Genomic DNA, 19,458 nt, shown 5'->3' with positions numbered 1-19,458 from the left:
TCCTCCTACCGGGCGGGCGGCAACGCGAGGGTGACGGACTGGTGGGCCTGTACCGTCCAGCCGGGCGGTATCAGCGAGGCACAACTCGACGGCGCCGGAGCTCCGCAGATGATGGCGTCGACCGAGGTCGGCGACGCTGGTGGATGGCCGGGGATATCCGATACCAGTTGGACGATCCGGCGGTCGCGCAGCATGACCCACCACGGGTACTCGAACCAGTAGGGTCCCTGGACCAGGCCCACCCGCCGGGCACCCGACGCCCGGATCTCCGCGGCCGCCCACTCGTAGTCGGGCAGGAACGCCTCCACCCGGTTGAACCGGGTGTGCAGCGGGTCGGTCGTCAGCACCGAGTTCGGCCCGTACAGCCCGCGCGGGGTACCGAACAGGATCGCGTTCACCCCGATCGCGCCGGCCCCGGCCAGCACGATCGCCAGGCCGGCGGCGACGACGGCCCGCGGGGCGGGCGCCCGGAACCGCCGGGCCAGCGCGTCGGCGGCGAGCCCGGTCAGCGGTGCGGCCACCGCCAGGCCGGGCAGGACCAGCCGGTTGCCGAACGGCTGCCATCGGAGCGTCGCCGCGAAACCGATCCCGACCGCGAGGCAGGTCAGCGCGTAGACGGCTACCCGGGGATCACGGCGACGCCACACCAGGCACCACACCAGACCGACTCCGACGGCGACGACCTGCAACGGGAACGACGCGAAATCCTCGTCCGGCCCCACGTACCGCACCTGCGGGAACGGCAGGTCGCGAGTGGTGGCCGGATCATTCACGTCCTGGCCGAGCACGGTGGCCAGCCGCTTCACGGCGTCGGCGGTGAAGGCGTTCACGCTGTCATCGGGAACCATGATCGCGGTCTGCAGGAGTCGCGCCGCGTTGACCGTGACAGCGAGCGGATCGTGGCGGGCCAGGGCGTGGCCACGCACGTCCGGCGGGCCGAGCGGATTCCCGAAGGTGACGATCATCCGCGTCAGGAACGGCCCGTTGACGACCAGTACGATCGCCGCCACCCCGAGCGCCGCCCCGGCCAACCGCGTCGCCGACCGCACCGACCGTACCCGCCATGCCCGCACGACGAACCACATCGTCATCAGCAGGCCCGCCGCCACCATGCCCGTTGACTTCGTGAACATCGCGAGCCCGGTCGCGGAGCCCATGAGCAGCAGGTCCACCATGCGGAGCCGGCTCCACGCGGCATCGATGACGAGGGTTGCGACACACGCGCACCACCCCGCCGCGACGAGATCGTTCTGGGTGCTGGTGGCCTCCAGCACCACCATCGGCGCGGTGCCCACGGTGAGGGCCGTGACCAGCTGTCCGAGTCGGCCGGCGCCGAGCTGCGCGGCGACCCGTGACGCCGCTACCGCGCAGAGCACCCCGCCGCCCCACTGCACAAGGTTGTAGAGCCGGTCTCCGCCGGTGAGCAACCGCAGGTGCAGCAGCAGGTACTCGGCGCCGGGCGCGAGCGCCCCCTGCAACAGGTAGCTCGCCGGATACAGCTCGACCGACCGGTTCGCCGTCCACTGCTCCACCTTCGGCAGGTGGTAGGCCTGTGAGTCCCAGTTGTTCGGCTCAGCCGCCAGCGCCACCACGAGGGTACCGACGGCCACCGCTCCCAGTGCCGCGATCACGAGCCACTCGACCCACCCGGGCCGCGTCCATGTCGAGGCCGATCCCTGCTCCGTCGCGGCCCCGCGGCGGTACCGGACGACCGCGCCCGCGACCGCGCCGGCCAGCGCGACCAGCCATGCGACGCGGCATCCGGTCGGAGTCAGCAGCCCGGCGGCGGACAGCACCTCGGCGCCCACGGTCGCGCCGGCCCCGACGACGACGGCGGATCTGACCGCCGCCAGCCGCCACGCCCCCACCACGGGGCCGAGGGGGCGCATCGCGTACCAGGCAGCGGCGAGCGTGGCGACCGGCAGGCCACCGAACAGCAAGGTCAACCGGAGCATGTGAAACGACTCCATCAGTAGGCTCTCACCCGCGCGGTCACGGCCGACGGGCTGTGTCGTGACAGACAGCGGGGCTACCAGGCAAGCCACCCGTGGGCGAGACATTGATACCGCCGACGGCCGCCGCTATCGGCAGAGGGACCTTACTGGACCATCCCGGGGCGCGGTTGAATCGGGCGCCGTAACGTCACCCGATTCAACCGAATGGACGGTCCTCGCGCGCCCCCGTCGGCGACGACGCGATGGCCGGATCGACGCGGAGAACCGCGACCCGCGCCGGGATCTACCGGGGCAGGTCGACGCCGGCCGTGTCAGGAACGCCCACGGACGCATCGACCGACTGGTCGGCGACGGTGGTAGGGACCCGCTGGGCGGGAACGGTGGCGGCCGGGGCCGACCGGGCGGGGACGGCCCGGCGCGGGTACAGCCGGCGCAGGGTCCGCTCGGTCGGGTGCTCGATCCACCGGTAGCAGATCCAGGCCAGGACCGCCGTCGCCGCTGCGGTGATCAGCATGGGCGCGAGGTTGGACCAGCCGGCCCCGGCCGGCATCACGTGCTTGGTGAACCAGTACAGCACCGACAGGTGCACCAGGTAGAACGCGTACGACCAGGCGCCGAGGGACACCATCGGCCGGCTGCGCAGGAACGACGACTGCCCGTTGAGATCGCGCAGCGCGGCGGCGACGACGACCACCGCGAACACCGGAGTGAGGCCCTGCTCCGACCACAGCGGCTGCCACCAGCCGTGTTCGGCGCCCTGCCAGAGCACCAGCACGCCGACCGGGACCAGGCCCAGCGCGAACCACAGGTTGATCCGCGGGCGCCACCCCTGCCGCAGGGCCGCCGCGGCCACCATGCCCAGCAGGAACTCCACCAACCGGTACGGCGGGAAGCGCAGGAGCCAGGAGAGGTCGATCCAGAAGTTCGCCGGGTCGACGAAGTCGCGCACGGTGAACCAGTAGGCCCACTCGACGAACAGCAGACCGGCCGCCACCGCGGCGAGAACCCGCAGCCGGGCCCGCACGATCGGCCGGATCAGGAACGGGAAGACGAGGTAGAAGAACGCCTCACACGAGATCGACCAGGCGACCGGGTTGGCGCGGTACACACCCTGCGGCGGGAACCACGACTCGACGAGGGTCAGGCTGAGCAGGGTCTGCTTCCACGACTCCTGCCACACCTGCGCGAAGCACAGCCAGGCGAACACGGTGCTGACCGCGAGCATCGGCCATACTCTGGCGAACCGGCGCCAGTAGAACGTCCGTACCCCGACGTCGGGCGAGAAAGACCAGGTCAGCACGAAGCCGGACAGGATGTAGAAGAACGTGACGCCCGCGTCGCCCAGCGCGAAGATCTCGCGCCCCTTCGGCAGCGGCAGCATCTGACCGGCGTGGAACAGGAAGACCGCGAACGCGGCGAACCAGCGCAGGCCCGTCAGCGACTCGACCCGCGGCGTACGCCTCTCGGTCGTCGGCGGGGTCATGGTCGGCTCGGGGCGGGACATGTCCCGAGATCTTGCCAGCCGGTCATGCCCCGGGACGTTGTGACGATCTTTTGTAACGCTAGCGGGAGTGCTCCACCGGCACGGCGACCCCCGACGTACCGGGCGCGGCCGCCGTCTTCGGCTTGGCGTCGACGCCCGCCTCGGCGCGCTGCTGCGCGGTGATCGGCGTGGGCGCGGCGGTCAGCGGGTCGTACCCGCCGCGGGTCTTCGGGAACGCGATGACCTCGCGGATCGAGTCGGCCCCGGCCAGCAGCATGGTCACCCGGTCCCAGCCGAACGCGATGCCGGCGTGCGGCGGCGGCCCGTACTTGAACGCCTCCAGCAGGAAGCCGAACTTCTCGTCCGCCTCCTCCGGGGTGATCCCGAGCAGCTCGAACACCCGCCGCTGCACGTCGGCGCGGTGGATACGCACCGAGCCGCCGCCGATCTCGTTGCCGTTGCAGACGATGTCGTACGCGTACGCCAGCGCCCGGTCGGGTGCCTCCTCGAACCGGTCGATCCAGTCGGCGTTGGGCGAGGTGAACGGGTGGTGCACCGCGGTCCAGCCGCCGTCGTCGGTGCGCTCGAACATCGGCGCGTCGACCACCCAGCAGAACGCCCACGCGCTCTCGTCGATCAGGCCGGTGCGCCGGGCGATCTCCTGGCGGGCCGCACCGAGCAGCTCCTGGGCCTCGCGGCGGTAGGCCGACGCGGCGAAGAAGATCGCGTCACCCGGCTTCGCCTGCACCGCCCCGGCCAGGCCGGCGAGGTGCTCGGGTGAGAGGTTCTTCGCGACCGGGCCGCGCGCCTCACCGGTCTCCGCGTCGAGGACGACGTAGGCCAGGCCGCGCGCGCCGCGCGCCTTCGCCCAGTCCTGCCACGCGTCCAGTTCCTTGCGGGTCTGGCCGGCGCCGCCGGGCATGACCACGGCGCCGACGTACCCGCCCGCGTCGATGGCGCTGGCGAACACCCGGAACTCGGTGCCGCGCAGGTAGTCGGTCAGCTCCGTCAGCTCCAGCCCGTAGCGCAGGTCAGGCTTGTCGGAGCCGTACCGGGCAAGCGCCTCGTGCCAGGTGATCCGCGGGATCGGCGTGCTGATCTCGTGGCCGGCCAGCTCACGCCACAGGTTCGCGACGATCTCCTCGCCGAGGGCGATCACGTCGTCCTGGGTCACGAACGACATCTCGATGTCGAGCTGGGTGAACTCCGGCTGCCGGTCGGCGCGGAAGTCCTCGTCCCGGTAGCAGCGGGCGATCTGGTAGTACCGCTCCATCCCGCCGACCATCAGCAGCTGCTTGAACAGCTGCGGCGACTGCGGCAGTGCGTACCACGTGCCCGGCTGCAGGCGCACCGGCACCAGGAAGTCACGGGCGCCCTCGGGCGTGGATCGGGTCAGCGTCGGCGTCTCGATCTCGACGAAGTCCCGGTCGTGTAGGACAGTCCGGGCGATCTGGTTGGCCTTCGAGCGCAGCCGCAGCGCCCGCGCCGGGCCGCTGCGGCGCAGGTCGAGGTACCGGTACCTGAGCCGGATGTCGTCGCTGGCCTCGACGTTGTCGTCGACGGGCAGCGGCAGCGGGGCGGCCTCGGACAGGATCTCCAGGTCGGTCGTGACGACCTCGATCTCGCCGGTGGGCAGTTCGGGGTTCTCGTTACCGGCCGGCCGGCGCTGCACCTCGCCGGTCACCAGCACGCAGAACTCGTTGCGCAGCGCGTGGGCTTCACTCACGCCCGGCATCTCCGCACGACCGGGTCCCTGGTCCTCGCTCGCTTCCGCGCCGCGGAGCACGACCTGCACGACGCCGGAGGCGTCCCGGAGATCCACGAAGATCACCCCGCCGTGATCGCGCCGGCGGGCGACCCAACCGGCGAGTGTCACGGTCGTGCCGGCGTCGGCGGCGCGCAGCGTGCCGGCGTCATGGGTACGGATCACGGGTACTTCTCCTTCATGGCCTCGCCCGTTTCGGGCAAAACTAGCGCGTGGGCACTACGGGTCCCACGGAATTCTCTCAGCCTGCGGGAGGGGCCGCCGCCGCGACCCCGGCCGGGAAGTCACCGGGCGGACGGCCCTCAGGCCGATCGTCCACCGTACCGCGGTGGATCGAGGCGCAGCATGCTCCAGACCACCTTGCCGTCCCGCGTCGGCAGGAACCCCCACGTCGTTGACAGCGCCTCGACCAGGATCAGGCCCCGGCCCCCGACGGCCTCGGTCGAGTCGGGCGGCATCAGCCGGGGCGGCGCGGCACTGCCGTCGGCTACCGAGAGGTGCAGGAACGGCTCGCGCAGCGCGACGGTCAGCTCCATCTCGGTCTTGGCGTGCAGGATCGCATTGCTGACCAGCTCGGTGACGACCAGCTCCGCCCTGTTCACCACCGGGCCCAGCCCCCACGCCTCGCACGCCGCCACGACCGTCGCGCGCGAGGCCGGACCCGCGACCGACGGCGCCGTGGGCAACCGTCGGGAGAACCGCCGGGGCGCAGGCACCTCCCGCAGGACAGCCAGGGCGTCGTCGAGGCTCGGGTGTACGGCGACCGACCGGCTGACCGACATCCGGTCCAGCCCGGCCGCGACCTCGCCGGCCGGTCCACTGAGCGTCACCGGGCAGCCCGGCCACGCCGCCGCGGCCCGGCTCAACGCGCTGAAGACCGTGAGGACGACGTCATCGGCGGCGGCGATCCCGGCCAGGTCCACCACCACCGCGGCCGGATGGTCGGCCAGTGCCGTCTGGACGGCCAGCCGGACCTCGGCCGCGGTGTCGACGTCGAGCCGGCCGGCCAGCCGGACGACCGCCACGGGCGGGTCGGTCTCGATCTCCCAGACGAGGCTCACGAGGCGTCCAGCCGCACCGGCACCCCACGCTCCCACCCTTGCCGGCACCGACCGCCCGGCCCGGCGGTCACCACGCTCGCGGCCCCGGCGTCGGCGACCGCACCGGCGACGGCGGGACCGCGGCGGGACATCGCACACCTACCCGGCTCGGAACGGGTGGGAGGCCGGGAGCCGATCGCGGGGGCGACGGTCGACTCATCGGACTGGACGACTGCACCTACCCAGCAAACACCGCGCCCAATCCGCAATCAAGAAGGCGGGCGCGGTGTGCCGGCTACCGGGTGTCAGGCTCCACCGTCCGGCCCGGTGACCACCGGGCGCAGGTCCGCGGCGGGCGGCTGCCAGGTCGCGGCGTCGGCCTCCACCTGCCCACCGGAGCGGATGTCCTTGACCGTGTCGGGCTCACCGGGGAACCAGACGTACGGGATGCCCCGACGCTCGGCGTACCGGATCTGCTTGCCGTACTTGGCCGCGGCCGGCGCGACCTCCGTGGCGATCCCCCGCTGCCGCAGCGCCCGGGCGGTCCGCTCGCAGGCCGGCCGGTCGTCCTCGGCCGGCAGGGCGACCAGCACGGTTGTCGGGACCTGGCGGCTGACCGTCAGCGCGTTCGCGCCGAACAGCAGGCCGAGCATGCGGGAGACACCGATCGAGATGCCGACGCCGGGGTAGCGCTCGGTACCGGCCGAGGCGAGGTTGTCGTACCGGCCGCCGGAGCAGATGGAGCCGAACCGCTCGTACCCGCGCAGCTGGGTCTCGTAGACGGTGCCGGTGTAGTAGTCCAGCCCGCGGGCGATCTTCAGGTCGGCCACCAGCAGCCCGGGCGCGTGCTCACCCGCGGTCTCCACGACCCGGACCAGCTCGGCCAGCCCCTCGTCGAGCAGCGGGTCGTCCACGCCGAGGGCGCGGACCGCGTCGGCGAAGGACGCGTCGCCGGCCGAGATCTCGGCCAGCGCCAGGGCCGCCTTGGCCTGCGCCTGCGTCGCGCCGGCCGTCTCCACCAGCAGGTCGGCGACCCGGTCCGGCCCGATCTTGTCGAGCTTGTCGACCGCGCGCAGCGCCGCCTCCGGGTCGGCGATGCCGACGCCGCGGTAGAAGCCCTCGCAGACCTTGCGGTTGTTGACCTGGATCCGGATCGGCGGGATCGGCAGGCCACCGAGCGCGTCGGCGACCACCAGGGGCATCTCGGCCTCGTAGTGGAACGGCAGCGTGTCCCGGTCAACGACGTCGATGTCGGCCTGCAGGAACTCGCGGTAGCGCCCCTCCTGGGGGCGCTCGCCCCGCCAGACCTTCTGGATCTGGTAGCGCCGGAACGGGAACTGGAGCTTGCCGGCGTTCTCAAGGACGAACCGGGCGAACGGGACGGTCAGGTCGAAGTGCAGCCCGAGCGCGTCGGAATCTGCGGTGTCCGCCGCCGCGCCACCGGGGCCGGCTTCGCCGGTCTCCTGCAGCCGGCGCAGGACGTACACCTCCTTGGAGGTCTCACCCTTGCGCAGCAACTGGTCGAGCGGCTCGACCGCGCGCGTCTCCAGTGGCGCGAAGCCGTACAGCTCGAAGGTGTCGCGGATGCGGTCGACGACGTACTGCTCGATCATCCGCTGCGGCGGCAGCCACTCGGGGAAGCCGCTGATCGGTCGGGGACGGGTCATGGAAATCTCTACCAGCCTCTGGTCGGAAAGGCCGCGTCGCTCGCCTCCCGCAGGTACGGGTTGCCGGCGCGCTCACGGCCGATGGTCGTGGAGGGCCCGTGGCCGGGCAGCACGACCGTCTCGTCGGCGAGCGGGAGCACCTTCTCGCGAAGGCTCCGCATCATCGCCGCGGAACTGCCGCCCGGCAGGTCGGTGCGCCCGATGGAGCCCGCGAACAGCACGTCGCCGCTGAAGCACAGCGGCGCGTCGTCGCCCGGCATCCGGAACAGCACCGACCCGCCGGTATGGCCGGGGGCGTGGTCGACCGTGATGGACAGGCCGGCGACGGTGATCTCGCCGCCGTCGGGCAGCTCCGCGACGTCGTCCGGCTCCGTCCAGGGCAGCCGGCCACCGAACAGCGCGGTCATGTCGGCCGACAGCCCCTTGGCCGGGTCGGCGAGCAGCTCACGGTCGTCCGGGTGGATGTAGGCGGTGACGCCGCGGGCGCCGCACACCGGCGTGACCGAGAAGGTGTGGTCGAGGTGCCCGTGGGTCAGCAGCACCGCGGCGGGCCGCAGACGGTGCTCGGCGAGCACGGCGTCGAGCTGGTCGACGACCCCGATCCCGGGGTCGATCACCACACACTGCTCCCCCGCGGCCGGCGCGACGACGTAGCAGTTCGTCCCCAACGCCCGGGCGGGAAATCCGGCGACCAGCAAGCTCTCGACCCCTCCGTACGTACCTTCGGTCTGAGCCTAACGGCGCAGCAAGGGCGAGCCTAACCGCATCCGCCACCACGCTCTCAGCTGTTTCCCGGCCGATTCCCAGCCGGCTCCCGCCGTCGCGGGCGCATAGTGGAGCCCGCGCGGCTGCCGTCGATCGGGAATACCACGCTCGATCAATCTGTTGACGGGCGGGTTAACTCCGGAGCCCCACGTCGCCGTACACTCTTGCCGGCGTGTGGCATGCGCCTCACCCGTCGTCGATGAAGTGGGAAGGGAGCGTCCGGTGGCCCCAAGCAAGGACCGGCAGCGTGCACTGGCGCGCGCCAAGCTGGAGCGCCAGATCGCGCGCCGCGCGGCGGCCGCCCGCCGGCGCCGCCAGGTCCAGGCGTCGATCGCCGCCGGACTCGCGGTCGTGGTGGTCGTGATCGGCATCGTCTGGGCGGTCGGCGGCTTCGACCGTGACAACAAGTCGAAGACGAGCGCCGCCGAGGACTGCGCGTGGACGCCTCTGCCCGCCGACAGCAACGTCAAGGACGTGGGCAAGCCGCCGACGACCGGCATCGCCAAGACCGGCACCGCCACCATGACGATCACCACCAACCAGGGCGTCATCGAGGCCGAACTGGACCGGGCCGGCGCGCCCTGCACCGTCGCCAGCTTCGCGCACCTGGCCGGCAAGCAGTTCTTCAACGACACCAAGTGCCACCGCCTCACCACCGAGGGCATCTACGTCCTCCAGTGCGGTGACCCGACGGCCACCGGCAGCGGCGGCCCGAGCTACAAGTTCCCCGACGAGAAGCTGCCCACCCCGCAGCCCTCGGCGTCGGGCGACACGCCGAGCGCCAACCTGTACCCGGCGGGCACTCTGGCCATGGCCAACAGCGGGCCGAACACCAACGGCAGCCAGTTCTTCGTTGTCTACAAGGACGGCTCGTCGTTGGAGGCCAAGTACACCGTCTTCGGCAAGGTCACCAAGGGCCTGGACCTCGTGCAGCAGGTGGCCGCGGCCGGGGTCAACCCCAAGAGCAGCGCGACCGACGGCGAGCCCAAGTCCGAGGTGAAGATCCAGAGCCTCACCGTGGCCGACGGCCCGGCCGCCGCGCCGGCCACCCCGACCCCGTCGGCGTCCGTCCCGGCCCCGTCGGCGTCCTGACCGGGCCGCCCGCCCGCCGCCCACACCACCCGTACGTTCACCGCAGGGAGAGACCGTGACATCCAACCGGGACCGGCAACAGCGCGCCGCCGCGCGCGCGAAGCTGGAGCGCGAGATGACGCTGCGCGCCGAGGCCGCCCAACGGCGCCGCCGACTGCAGGCCGTCATCGGTGCCGGCGTGGCCGCCTTCCTCGTGGTGGCCGTCAGTGTCGTCCTGATCGTGACGCTCACGGGCAACGACAAGAACAAGAACAACGCCGCCGCCCCGGCGGCGTCGGCGACCTCCACCAACTGCGCGTGGAAGCCGAAGATCGACCCCAGCGCGGCCCCGGACCCGGAGCTGCAGAAGACGATCAAGGACGTGGGTACGCCGCCGGCCACCGGTGAGCCGCGCAGCGGTACCCAGACGATGACCGTCGCCGCGAACGTCGGCACCATCGAGGTCCAGGTCGACACCGCGCACGCCCCGTGCACGGCGGCCAGCTTCACCTACCTGGCCGACAAGAAGTTCTTCGACAACACCCCCTGCCACCGGATGACCACCGAAGGCATCTACGTCCTGCAGTGCGGGGATCCGTCGGGTACCGGCACCGGCGGTCCGTCGTACGAGTTCGCCGAGGAGAACCTGCCGGTCGACAAGCGTCCGTCCTACCCGGCCGGCACGGTGGCGATCGCCAAGACGCAGGCCCCCGCCACCAGCAGCAGCCAGTTCTTCATCGTGTACAAGGACACCCAGCTCCCGGCCGACTACACCGTCCTCGGCAAGGTCACCAAGGGCCTCGACGTGGTGCAGAAGGTCGCCGATGCCGGGGTGACGCCGGCCGACCCGAGCAACCCGGGCGACGGTGCGCCGAAGACCGCGGTGACGATCCAGTCGCTGACGATGAGCGCTCCGGTGCAGTCGTAACCCGACTGGCGAACAGCTGAAGGGCGGGCCCGATGGGCCCGCCCTTCGCCGTGTTGCCGGCCCTGGTGGTCGTTGCCGGTCCTGGCCGTGTTGCCGGTCTTCGATGTCCGCCGGTGCGGTTCAGGCGCCGGAGGTCACCCGGTAGGCGTCGTAGACGCCGTCCACCCGCCGCACGGCCGCCAGCAGGTGCCCGAGGTGCTTCGGGTCGGCCATCTCGAAGCTGAACCGGCTCACCGCGACCCGGTCCCGGGTCGTGGTGACCGTCGCGGAGAGGATGTTGACCTTCTCCTCCGACAGCGACTTGGTGATGTCGGCGAGCAGCTTGTGCCGGTCGAGCGCCTCCACCTGGATGGCGACCAGGAACGTCGACGCGGACGTGGGCTTCCAGGCCACCTCCAGCAGCCGCTCCGGCTGGGCTTTCAGGTCGGGTGCGTTCGCGCAGTCCTCGCGGTGCACGCTCACCCCGCCGGAGCGGGTGACGAACCCGAACACCTTGTCGCCGGGTACCGGCGTGCAGCAGCGGGCCAGCTTGATCCAGACGTCCTCGGCGCCCTTGACGACCACGCCGGGGTCGGGGCTGGCGCTGGGGTGCCGGGTGGGCCGCGTCGGCAGCGCCGTCTCGGCGATGTCCTCGACCGCGCCCTCCTCGCCGCCGTAGCCGGCGACCAGCTTGTGCACGACCGACTGTGCCGAGACCTGGCTCTCGCCGACCGCCGCGTACAGCGACGCGACATCCGCCAGGTGCAGGTCCCGGGCGATGGTGAGCAGGGCGTCGGAGGTCAACAGGCGCTGCAGCGGCAGGCCCTGCTTGCGCATGGCCTTGACGATCGCCTCCTTGCCGGCCTCGATCGCCTCCTCGCGCCGCTCCTTGTTGAAGTACTGCCGGATCTTGGTGCGGGCCCGGGGACTCTTGACGAAGCCCAGCCAGTCCTGCGACGGCGCGGCCGTCGGCGACTTCGAGGTGAAGATCTCGATGACGTCGCCGTTGGACAGCGTGCTCTCCAGCGACACCAGCTTGCCGTTGACCCGCGCGCCGATGCACTTGTGGCCGACCTCGGTGTGCACCGCGTACGCGAAGTCCACCGGGGTGGAGCCGGTCGGCAACGCGATCACGTCGCCCTTCGGCGTGAAGACGTACACCTCCTGGCTGGACAGGTCGAAGCGCAGCGCGTCGAGGAACTCGCTCGGGTCGCTCGCCTCGCGCTGCCAGTCCAGCAGCTGGCGCAGCCAGGTCATCTCGTCGATGTGCGCCGGCGGGCCGGCGATCGTAGCGCCCTTGGTCTCCTTGTACCGCCAGTGCGCGGCGATGCCGTACTCGGCGGTGCGGTGCATCGCGTACGTCCGGATCTGCATCTCGACCGGCTTGCCGGTCGGGCCGATCACGGTGGTGTGCAGCGACTGGTACATGTTGAACTTCGGCATCGCGATGTAGTCCTTGAACCGGCCCGGGACGGGCTGCCAGTTCGCGTGGATCACACCGAGAGCCGCGTAGCAGTCGCGAACGGTGTCGACGAGGATGCGCACGCCGACCAGGTCGTAGATGTCGGCGAACTCGCGTCCGCGCACGATCATCTTCTGGTAGACCGAGTACAGGTGCTTGGGTCGCCCGTTCACCTCAGCCTTGATCTTCGCCGCCTTGAGGTCGACCGCGACCTTCTGGGTGACCTGCCGCAGCAGCGCCTCCCGCTGCGGCGCGTGCTCGGCGATCAGCCGGTTGATCTCATCGAAGCGCTTGGGGAACAGCGTCTTGAACGCCAGGTCCTCCAGCTCCCACTTGATCGTGTTCATACCGAGCCGGTGGGCCAGCGGCGCGAGGATCTCCAGGGTCTCCTTGGCCTTCTGCTCCTGCTTCGCGCTGGGCAGGAAGGTCAGGGTACGCATGTTGTGCAGCCGGTCGGCGAGCTTGATCACCAGTACCCGCGGGTCCTTGGCCATCGCGACCACCATCTTGCGGATGGTCTCGGCCTTGGCGGCGTCGCCGAGCTTGACCTTGTCGAGCTTGGTGACCCCGTCGACGAGCAGGGCGACCTCACCGCCGAAGTCGGTGCGCATCTGCTCGAGGGTGTACGCGGTGTCCTCGATCGTGTCGTGCAACAGCGCCGCGACCAGCGTGGTCGTGTCCATCCCCAGTTCGGCCAGGATCCCGGCCACGGCGAGCGGGTGGGTGATGTACGGGTCGCCGGACTTGCGGTACTGCCCGTTGTGCCAGCGTGCCGCGGTCTCGTAGGCGCGCTGCAGCACCCGGATGTCGGCCTTCGGATGGCTCGCCCGGTGGTTGGCGATCAGCGGTTCGAGTGCCTCGCTGACCGACTGGCTCTGCCAGGGTGCGTTGAACCGCGCCAGCCGGGCGCGCACCCGCCGGCCGGTCGGCGCACCCACGAAACCACCGAACGAGGCGCCACCGGCCGAGGATGTGCCGTCGCCGGACGGCGACGCGCCGCCCGCGATCCGACCGGACGTGCCCGCCGGACGGGCGGTCGAGGGCGTGGACGCCGGACCGCTGCCGTTGCCCTGCCGGAACGGCAGGACCACCGCCGAGGTCCCCGACCCGCTGTCGGTCGGGTCCCCGTCGCGCGAGGACGGCCGCGACGCTCCCCGGCTGTCCGGCCCGGGGCCGGCGGCTGACGGGTCCCTGGCCTCCCCATGGGGCGTTGAATCACGGGCAGAGTTCATCGGCTTGACTGTGCCCTCCACGGGAGGGGCGATTTCCCCTGACACACGCCGCTCCTCATCGCCGTCGGCGGAAAGGCAATCCTACCTGCCCAGAAAGCTATTCCGGCCGGATCGTCGGGGGTACCAACCGAACGGACAGGTCAAATCGGGCCGTCAAACCGTCAGAAGAGCGTGCACTGACCGCGGTTTCAGTCGTTCACGCCCCTGCAGGAACGCCAGTTCCAGCAGAACCGTGAATCCCGTCACCACGCCGCCGGCCTGCTCGACCAGGCTCAGGGTCGCCTCCGCCGTACCGCCGGTGGCCAGCACATCGTCGACGACCAGGACACGCTCGCCGGCACGGAACGCGTCGGCGTGCACCTCCAGCGTGGCCTGCCCGTACTCCAGAGCGTACGTCTCACTCAGCGTCTTCCGCGGTAGCTTGCCCGCCTTGCGGACCGGCACCACGCCGACCCCGCTCGCGTACGCGACCGCCGAAGCGATCATGAAGCCGCGCGCCTCGATACCGGCCACCACGTCGAACGAGTCGCGACCGTGGTACTCGATGATCGCGTCGACGATCGCGGCGAAGTCCGGGCCGCTCGCGAAGAGCGGGGTCAGGTCCTTGAACAGGATCCCCGGCTGCGGAAAGTCCGAGACGTCGACGGCCAGGTCAGCCACCCGCCGTGCGAGCTCCGGCCCGCTGTCACCCGCTACCATGCTGCCTCCATCATGATCGTGAAGGCTTCCCGTGACCCGCGCGGTACCCGAAAATACCCGCGAATCAGGGAAGCCTCCACGATCATCGCTTATCAGAGAGCGTCAGCGACGCTTGCCACCCGGCCGCTTGCGCGACTGGCCCTGGCGGCCACCTGCCGGCCGGGCACCCACCTTGGGAGCCGACGACGCGGCCATGGCCTCGACGCTGGCCCGCTCCGCCTCGTCGGCGTCGCCGGCCGCGGCGTCCTTGCCGCGCCCCCGGCCCGCCCCGGCCTCGGCACCACCCTCGGCCGACCTCGCCACCGCGGCGCGCTTGGCCAGCACCCGCTGGGTGTGCAGCTTGTACCGCTGGTCGATCAGCTTCAGGTCCACCAGCCACGGCGTGGCGAGGAACAGCGACGAGTACGCGCCGGTCAGCATACCGACGAACAGCACCAGCGCCAGGTCCTTCAGCGTGCCGACGCCCAGCATGCCGGCACCGACGAACAGCAGACCGGCCACCGGTAGCAGACCGATCAGCGAGGTGTTGATCGACCGCATCAGGGTCTGGTTGACCGCCTGGTTGGCGACCTCGGCGTAGGTGTGCCGGGAGCCGCCGAGCAGGCCGCGCGCGTTCTCCTCGACCTTGTCGAACACCACGACCGTGTCGTACAGCGAGAAACCAAGAATGGTCAGCAGACCGACGATCGTGCCCGGCGTGACTTCGAACCCGACCAGCGAGTAGATCCCGGCGGTCAGCAACAGGTCGTGCACGAGCGCGGCGAGGGCCGCGATCGCCATCTTCTGCTCGAACCGGATCCAGATGTACGCGCCGACGACGACCAGGAAGACGACCAGGCCCAGCAGCGCCTTGTTGGTGACCGCGCCACCCCACGAGGAGCTGACCTCGTTGATGTTGACGTCATTCGGCGTCACGTGCGCGGCCTTGGACACCGCGTCGATCGCCGCGGTCCGCTTGTCCTCCTCCTTGATCTGCGGGGTGCGCACCACGTACTTCTGGTTCCCGCCGCTGCCGGCGGCCTGCGCCGAGACGACGGTGATGCCCTGGTCCTCCACGGCAGCGCGCACGTCCTGCAGCGTCACCCCGGGCCTGCTCGGCACCTGGAACTGGCTGCCGCCGGCGAACTCGATACCGAAGTTGAAGCCCCGGAACGCCAGGCTGCCGATACAGATCAGGAGGAGGATCGCCGAGGCGAGGTACCACCGCTTGCGGTGACCGATGAAGTCGACGTTCGTCTCACCGCGGTAGAGCCGGCGAAGGGTGTTCATACTCAGGACTCCTTCGTACGCACGGCGCCGAACCGGTTGGTCGCCTGGCTTTCGGTGATCGCCCTGTCCGAGCGGACGTTACCCAGACCCGAGACTCGGGGCGAGGTGAACGTGCTCGACCGGGACAGCACGGCGACCAGCGGATGGGTGAACAGGAAGACGACGATGACGTCGATCAGCGTCGACAGGCCCAGCGTGAACGCGAAGCCCTTGACCGGCCCGAGCGCCAGGAAGTACAGCACCGCGGCGGCCAGGAACGACACCGTGTCGGCCGACAGGATCGTGCGCCGGGCCCGTACCCAGGCACGCGGCACCGCGCTGCGCACCGTCCGGCCGTCCTTGACCTCGTCCTTCAACCGTTCGAAGAACACCACGAACGAGTCGGCGGTGATACCGATCGCGACGATGAACCCGGCGATGCCGGCGAGGCTGAGCGTGTAGCCCTGCGTGCGACCGAGCATGACCAGCGACGCGAACACGATCGCGCCGGAGACCAGCAGGCTCAGGATCACCACCAGGCCCAGGGCCCGGTAGTAGAACAGGCAGTACAGGATGACCAGCGCGATGCCGATGGCGCCGGCGAGCAGGCCCATCTTCATCTGCTGGATGCCGAGCGTCGGGGTGACGTCGTCGAACGACTCGATCTTGAAGCTCAGCGGCAGCGAGCCGTACTTGAGCTGCTGCGACAGCGTCTGCACGTCGTCGCGGCTGAACTGGCCGTAGATGGTCGCGTCACCGGTCATCACGCCCTCGATCGAGGGTGCCGAGACGACCTGGTTGTCCAGGACGATCGCGACCTGCCGCTGGGACTTGTCGGCCGAACCGTTGCCGTAGACCTCCTTGGACAGGTTGGTCCACTTGTCCTGGTTCTTGAAGGACAGCTGGACTACCCACCCCTGGGAGGGGTCGTTGGTGAAGTTCGCGTCCTTGACGTCCTCACCGAGAACCTTGGCCGGCTCCAGCTTGTACTTGGTCCCCGCGCCGGTGCCCTGACCGCAGGCCACCACCGGCTGCTTCGGGTCGCTGATCGACCCCGGCTCGCGCCCGTTGAGCTGCTTACAGGTGATCGTCGGGACGTTGAACTGGATGTCGGCCGGCAGCGCCGCGACCTCGTCGGCGGAGAGCTGCCCGAACGGCTTCAACGTCTCCAGCATCTGCGGGTTGACCTGGTCGGGGCTCTGGATCGTCTGCGCGGCCTGGTAGGCGGGGCCGAGCTTGGCGATGACCGCCTCTCGCCGCTTCTCCATCGACTCGCTGATCGGAGCCGCCGACGCGCTCGCGCTCGGCGTCGCGCTGGCCCCGGCCGCGGCCGGCGTGCCGCTCGCGTCGGCGCTGGGCGCCGCGCTGGCGGCGGACGGCGTCGCGCTCGCCCCGGCGGACGGCGCCGGCGAGCCGGAGGCGGACGCCGACGGGGTGGGCGTCGGCTCGGCGCCACCGGTGTCCTGCGTGAACGCGGTGACCTTACGGAACCGCAGCTCCGCCGGGTTGACCAGCTTGCGCAGGGTGGTCTGGTCGGTCTTGCCCGCGACGTTGACCACGATGTTGCTGGGGCCCTCGGTGAGCACCTCGGGCTCGGCGACGCCGGTCGAGTCGACCCGGCTCGCGATGATCTCCCGGGCGCGCTCCAGCCGGTCCTTGTCCGGCGCCTGTCCGGTGCCGAGCGTGCGAGCCGACAGCGTCATGCTCGTGCCGCCCTGCAGATCCAGGCCCAGCTTGGGGTGCGCCTTCTTGTTACCGGTGAAAAACACCAGTGCGTACAGCGCCACGAGGATCAGCGCGAGGGCGATGAAGTATCGCGACGCCTTCAGCTGTCCGGAAGGTGCGGCCACGGCGGTCGTTCTCCTAGGTCGGTCGGTTACATCGGGTCGGGCGGGCGTCGATTACTCGGGTTCGACGACGTCGGTCGAGGTGGACTCGGCCTCTGCCGTGGGCCGGTTCGCCTGGTTGACCACCTGGCCGACCGCCTGCCGGGCGTACCGGTTGGTCACCCCCGGCGCAACCTCCAGGGTCACGGTCTTGTCGTCGATGTCAACCACCGTGCCGTACAGTCCGGCGACGGTCATGATCTCGTCCCCGGGCCCGATCGACGTCTGCAGGTCCTCCATCTGCTTACGGCGGCGCTGCTGCGGTCGGATGATCAAAAAGTAGGCGGCCAGGATGAACAGCGCCAACAGGATCCACATCCCGAGGGAGCTGCCGCCCTGGTTCGTCGCGGCGAGGGGCACGGTTGCTGCCTTCCAATCGGCTCATTTCGGGCGACAAGCCGCCCGACACGAGGTAATGCGTCCAGTACGGACCGCGGCGAGTCTAGTCGGTGTGTGCCATACCACTGGACCCGGCATCGATCACGGTCCGGTCACGGCCACACCGAAAGTCGGGTCCGGACTCGGGCACCCGAGGGACCGGGCTCCGGCCACGGCCCGGACGCCGGTACGGCCACGGCCCGGCCCACGAAGTACTAAACGCTGAACAAGTCCGGTGTAGTCCCCGCCGTTCCCGGCGGCGGCGTGCGGCCCAGGTGGTGCCAGGCCCCGGCGGTGGCGACCCGGCCGCGCGGGGTACGTGCGATCAGGCCTTCCCGCAGCAGGAACGGCTCGCACACCTCCTCAACGGTATCCGGTTGTTCACCGACCGCCACGGCAAGCGTCGATAGACCGACCGGCCCGCCGCCGAACGACAGCACGAGCGCCTTGAGCACCGCCCGGTCCAGCCGGTCGAGCCCCCGCTCGTCGACGTCGTACACGCGCAGCGCCGCCCGCGCGGCATCCCCGGTCACCACCCCGTCGCCGCGGACCTCCGCGTAGTCGCGCACCCGGCGCAGCAGCCGGTTGGCGATCCGGGGGGTGCCCCGCGACCGGCCGGCCACCTCGGCCGCCCCGTCGTCGGTGATCGGCACCCCGAGGATCCGCGCCGAACGGCGCACGATGCGCTCCAGCTCCGCCGGCTCGTAGAACTCCAGATGCCCCACGAACCCGAACCGGTCGCGCATCGGCCCGGTCAGCAGGCCCGCCCGGGTGGTCGCCCCGACCAGCGTGAACGGCTCCAGGTCGATCGGGATCGCGGTCGCCCCCGGCCCCTTGCCGACCACCACGTCGACCCGGAAGTCCTCCATCGCGCTGTAGAGCAGCTCCTCGGCCGGCCGGGCCATCCGGTGGATCTCGTCGATGAACAGCACGTCGCCGGGGCCGATGCTGGTCAGCACGGCCGCGAGGTCGCCGGCCCGCTCGATCGCCGGACCGCTGGTGATCCGCAGCCCCACCCCCAGCTCGGCGGCCACGATCATCGCCATCGTGGTCTTGCCCAGCCCCGGCGAGCCGGACAGCAGGATGTGGTCGGGCGGGCTGCCCCGGCGCAGGGCGCTGCGCAGCAGCAGCTCGAGCTGCTCGCGTACCCGGTCCTGGCCGACCAGCTCGTCCAGGCTGCGGGGGCGCACACTCGACTCGGCCTCCCGCTCCTCCGGCGAGGCGTACGCGGAGGTGAGCGAATCGGTCACCGGGTCCGCCCGAGCATCCGGATCGCCTGCTTGAGCAGCTCAGGAACGGGCGGGATCTGCTGGCCGTCGAGGCTGTCGGCCAGGGCCGCGACCGCCTGGTCGGCCTGCCCGGCCGTCCAGCCCAGGCCGACGAGCGCCTGCCGTACCTGGTCGGCCCAGGCCGCGCCGGCCACCGGCAGCGCACCCTCGCCGGGGATCAGGCCGACCTTGTCGCGCAGCTCCAGTACCAGCCGCTCGGCGCCCTTCTTGCCGATGCCCGGCACCCGGGTGAGGGTGGCCGTGTCGCCGCCGGCGATGGCCCGGCGCACGGTGTCGGGCGAGTGGACGGCAAGAACGGCCTGGGCCAGCCGCGGCCCGACCCCGCTGGCCGTCTGCAACAGCTCGAACAGTTCCCGCGCGTCGTCGTCGGCGAATCCGTACAGGGTGAGCGAGTCCTCCCGGACGACCAGCGTGGTGGCCAGCCGGGCCTCGGCACCGACCCGCAGCGTCGCGAGGGTGTTGGGGGTGCACGACACCGCCAGGCCGACGCCGCCCACCTCGATCACGGCGCCGTCCGGACCGACCGCGGCCACCCGGCCATGGACACTGGCGATCACAGTTGACCTCCCTCGACCAGCCCGGACCGGTTCGCCGCGCCCGCCGGCCGACTC

The 19,458-nt window shown here is 71.0% G+C and carries 15 protein-coding genes; 2 read left to right on the top strand and 13 right to left on the bottom strand.

Annotated elements, in window-relative coordinates:
• Nucleotides 1-5: 5 nt before the first annotated feature.
• From ACNTMW_RS18680 to ACNTMW_RS18655, 6 genes are all read right to left on the bottom strand, one after another.
• Complete coding sequence (locus ACNTMW_RS18680; protein WP_426634941.1) at nt 6-1,955, bottom strand: hypothetical protein; 1,950 nt, start codon at nt 1,953-1,955, stop codon at nt 6-8.
• Between the two features lie 283 nt (nt 1,956-2,238).
• Complete coding sequence (locus ACNTMW_RS18675) at nt 2,239-3,459, bottom strand: acyltransferase family protein (RefSeq protein ID WP_426634940.1); 1,221 nt, start codon at nt 3,457-3,459, stop codon at nt 2,239-2,241.
• A gap of 58 nt (nt 3,460-3,517) precedes the next feature.
• On the bottom strand, nt 3,518-5,368 hold the full coding sequence (gene aspS / locus ACNTMW_RS18670; RefSeq protein WP_426634939.1) for an aspartate--tRNA ligase: 1,851 nt from the start codon (nt 5,366-5,368) through the stop codon (nt 3,518-3,520).
• Nucleotides 5,369-5,505: 137 nt separating this feature from the next.
• Nucleotides 5,506-6,264: an ATP-binding protein gene (locus tag ACNTMW_RS18665; RefSeq protein ID WP_426634938.1), complete on the bottom strand. Its 759-nt coding sequence runs from the start codon at nt 6,262-6,264 to the stop codon at nt 5,506-5,508.
• A 284-nt stretch (nt 6,265-6,548) separates the two neighbouring features.
• Nucleotides 6,549-7,910: a histidine--tRNA ligase gene (gene hisS, locus ACNTMW_RS18660; RefSeq protein WP_426634937.1), complete on the bottom strand. Its 1,362-nt coding sequence runs from the start codon at nt 7,908-7,910 to the stop codon at nt 6,549-6,551.
• An 8-nt stretch (nt 7,911-7,918) separates the two neighbouring features.
• Nucleotides 7,919-8,608, bottom strand: coding sequence for an MBL fold metallo-hydrolase (locus ACNTMW_RS18655; protein ID WP_426634936.1), 690 nt, complete (start codon nt 8,606-8,608; stop codon nt 7,919-7,921).
• A gap of 289 nt (nt 8,609-8,897) precedes the next feature.
• On the opposite strand from ACNTMW_RS18655, the gene ACNTMW_RS18650 reads away from it, so the two are divergent.
• The gene (locus tag ACNTMW_RS18650; protein ID WP_426634935.1) at nt 8,898-9,767 is read left to right on the top strand and encodes a peptidylprolyl isomerase; all 870 of its coding nucleotides are present in this window, start codon (nt 8,898-8,900) and stop codon (nt 9,765-9,767) included.
• Between the two features lie 55 nt (nt 9,768-9,822).
• Complete coding sequence (locus ACNTMW_RS18645; protein WP_426634934.1) at nt 9,823-10,674, top strand: peptidylprolyl isomerase; 852 nt, start codon at nt 9,823-9,825, stop codon at nt 10,672-10,674.
• 120 nt (nt 10,675-10,794) lie between these two features.
• On the opposite strand, the gene ACNTMW_RS18640 is transcribed toward ACNTMW_RS18645, so the two are convergent.
• From ACNTMW_RS18640 to ruvA, 7 genes are all read right to left on the bottom strand, one after another.
• Nucleotides 10,795-13,347, bottom strand: coding sequence for a RelA/SpoT family protein (locus ACNTMW_RS18640; protein WP_426634933.1), 2,553 nt, complete (start codon nt 13,345-13,347; stop codon nt 10,795-10,797).
• A 153-nt stretch (nt 13,348-13,500) separates the two neighbouring features.
• Nucleotides 13,501-14,046, bottom strand: a complete 546-nt coding sequence (locus ACNTMW_RS18635) for an adenine phosphoribosyltransferase (protein WP_426634932.1) — start codon at nt 14,044-14,046, stop codon at nt 13,501-13,503.
• A gap of 102 nt (nt 14,047-14,148) precedes the next feature.
• Complete coding sequence (gene secF / locus ACNTMW_RS18630) at nt 14,149-15,315, bottom strand: protein translocase subunit SecF (RefSeq protein WP_426634931.1); 1,167 nt, start codon at nt 15,313-15,315, stop codon at nt 14,149-14,151.
• 2 nt (nt 15,316-15,317) lie between these two features.
• A complete protein-coding gene (secD, locus tag ACNTMW_RS18625; protein WP_426634930.1) occupies nt 15,318-17,144 on the bottom strand; it encodes a protein translocase subunit SecD in 1,827 nt (608 codons plus the stop codon).
• Nucleotides 17,145-17,195: 51 nt separating this feature from the next.
• On the bottom strand, nt 17,196-17,540 hold the full coding sequence (gene yajC / locus ACNTMW_RS18620) for a preprotein translocase subunit YajC (RefSeq protein ID WP_426634929.1): 345 nt from the start codon (nt 17,538-17,540) through the stop codon (nt 17,196-17,198).
• A 233-nt stretch (nt 17,541-17,773) separates the two neighbouring features.
• A complete protein-coding gene (gene ruvB / locus ACNTMW_RS18615) occupies nt 17,774-18,808 on the bottom strand; it encodes a Holliday junction branch migration DNA helicase RuvB (protein WP_426634928.1) in 1,035 nt (344 codons plus the stop codon).
• Entirely contained in the window at nt 18,805-19,404 is a 600-nt protein-coding gene (gene ruvA, locus ACNTMW_RS18610; protein ID WP_426634927.1) for a Holliday junction branch migration protein RuvA, read from the bottom strand. The genes ruvB and ruvA overlap by 4 nt, the downstream gene beginning before the upstream one ends.
• Nucleotides 19,405-19,458 lie beyond the last annotated feature (54 nt).

It is taken from the genome of Planosporangium spinosum (genome assembly GCF_049999945.1).
In the GTDB taxonomy this organism is placed as follows: Bacteria; Actinomycetota; Actinomycetes; order Mycobacteriales; family Micromonosporaceae; genus Planosporangium; species Planosporangium spinosum.
The sequence above is the reverse complement of the archived record's forward strand: the minus strand, read 5'-3'. Positions and strand labels throughout refer to the sequence as shown.

Bases quoted from the DNA above. Each gene is read 5' to 3' on its own strand.
- secF (WP_426634931.1), bottom strand. From the start codon at position 15,315: ATGAACACCCTTCGCCGGCTCTACCGCGGTGAGACGAACGTCGACTTC.
- ACNTMW_RS18675 (WP_426634940.1), bottom strand. From the start codon at position 3,459: ATGTCCCGCCCCGAGCCGACCATGACCCCGCCGACGACCGAGAGGCGT.
- hisS (WP_426634937.1), bottom strand. From the start codon at position 7,910: ATGACCCGTCCCCGACCGATCAGCGGCTTCCCCGAGTGGCTGCCGCCG.
- ACNTMW_RS18640 (WP_426634933.1), bottom strand. From the start codon at position 13,347: ATGAACTCTGCCCGTGATTCAACGCCCCATGGGGAGGCCAGGGACCCG.
- ACNTMW_RS18680 (WP_426634941.1), bottom strand. From the start codon at position 1,955: ATGCTCCGGTTGACCTTGCTGTTCGGTGGCCTGCCGGTCGCCACGCTC.
- ACNTMW_RS18635 (WP_426634932.1), bottom strand. From the start codon at position 14,046: ATGGTAGCGGGTGACAGCGGGCCGGAGCTCGCACGGCGGGTGGCTGAC.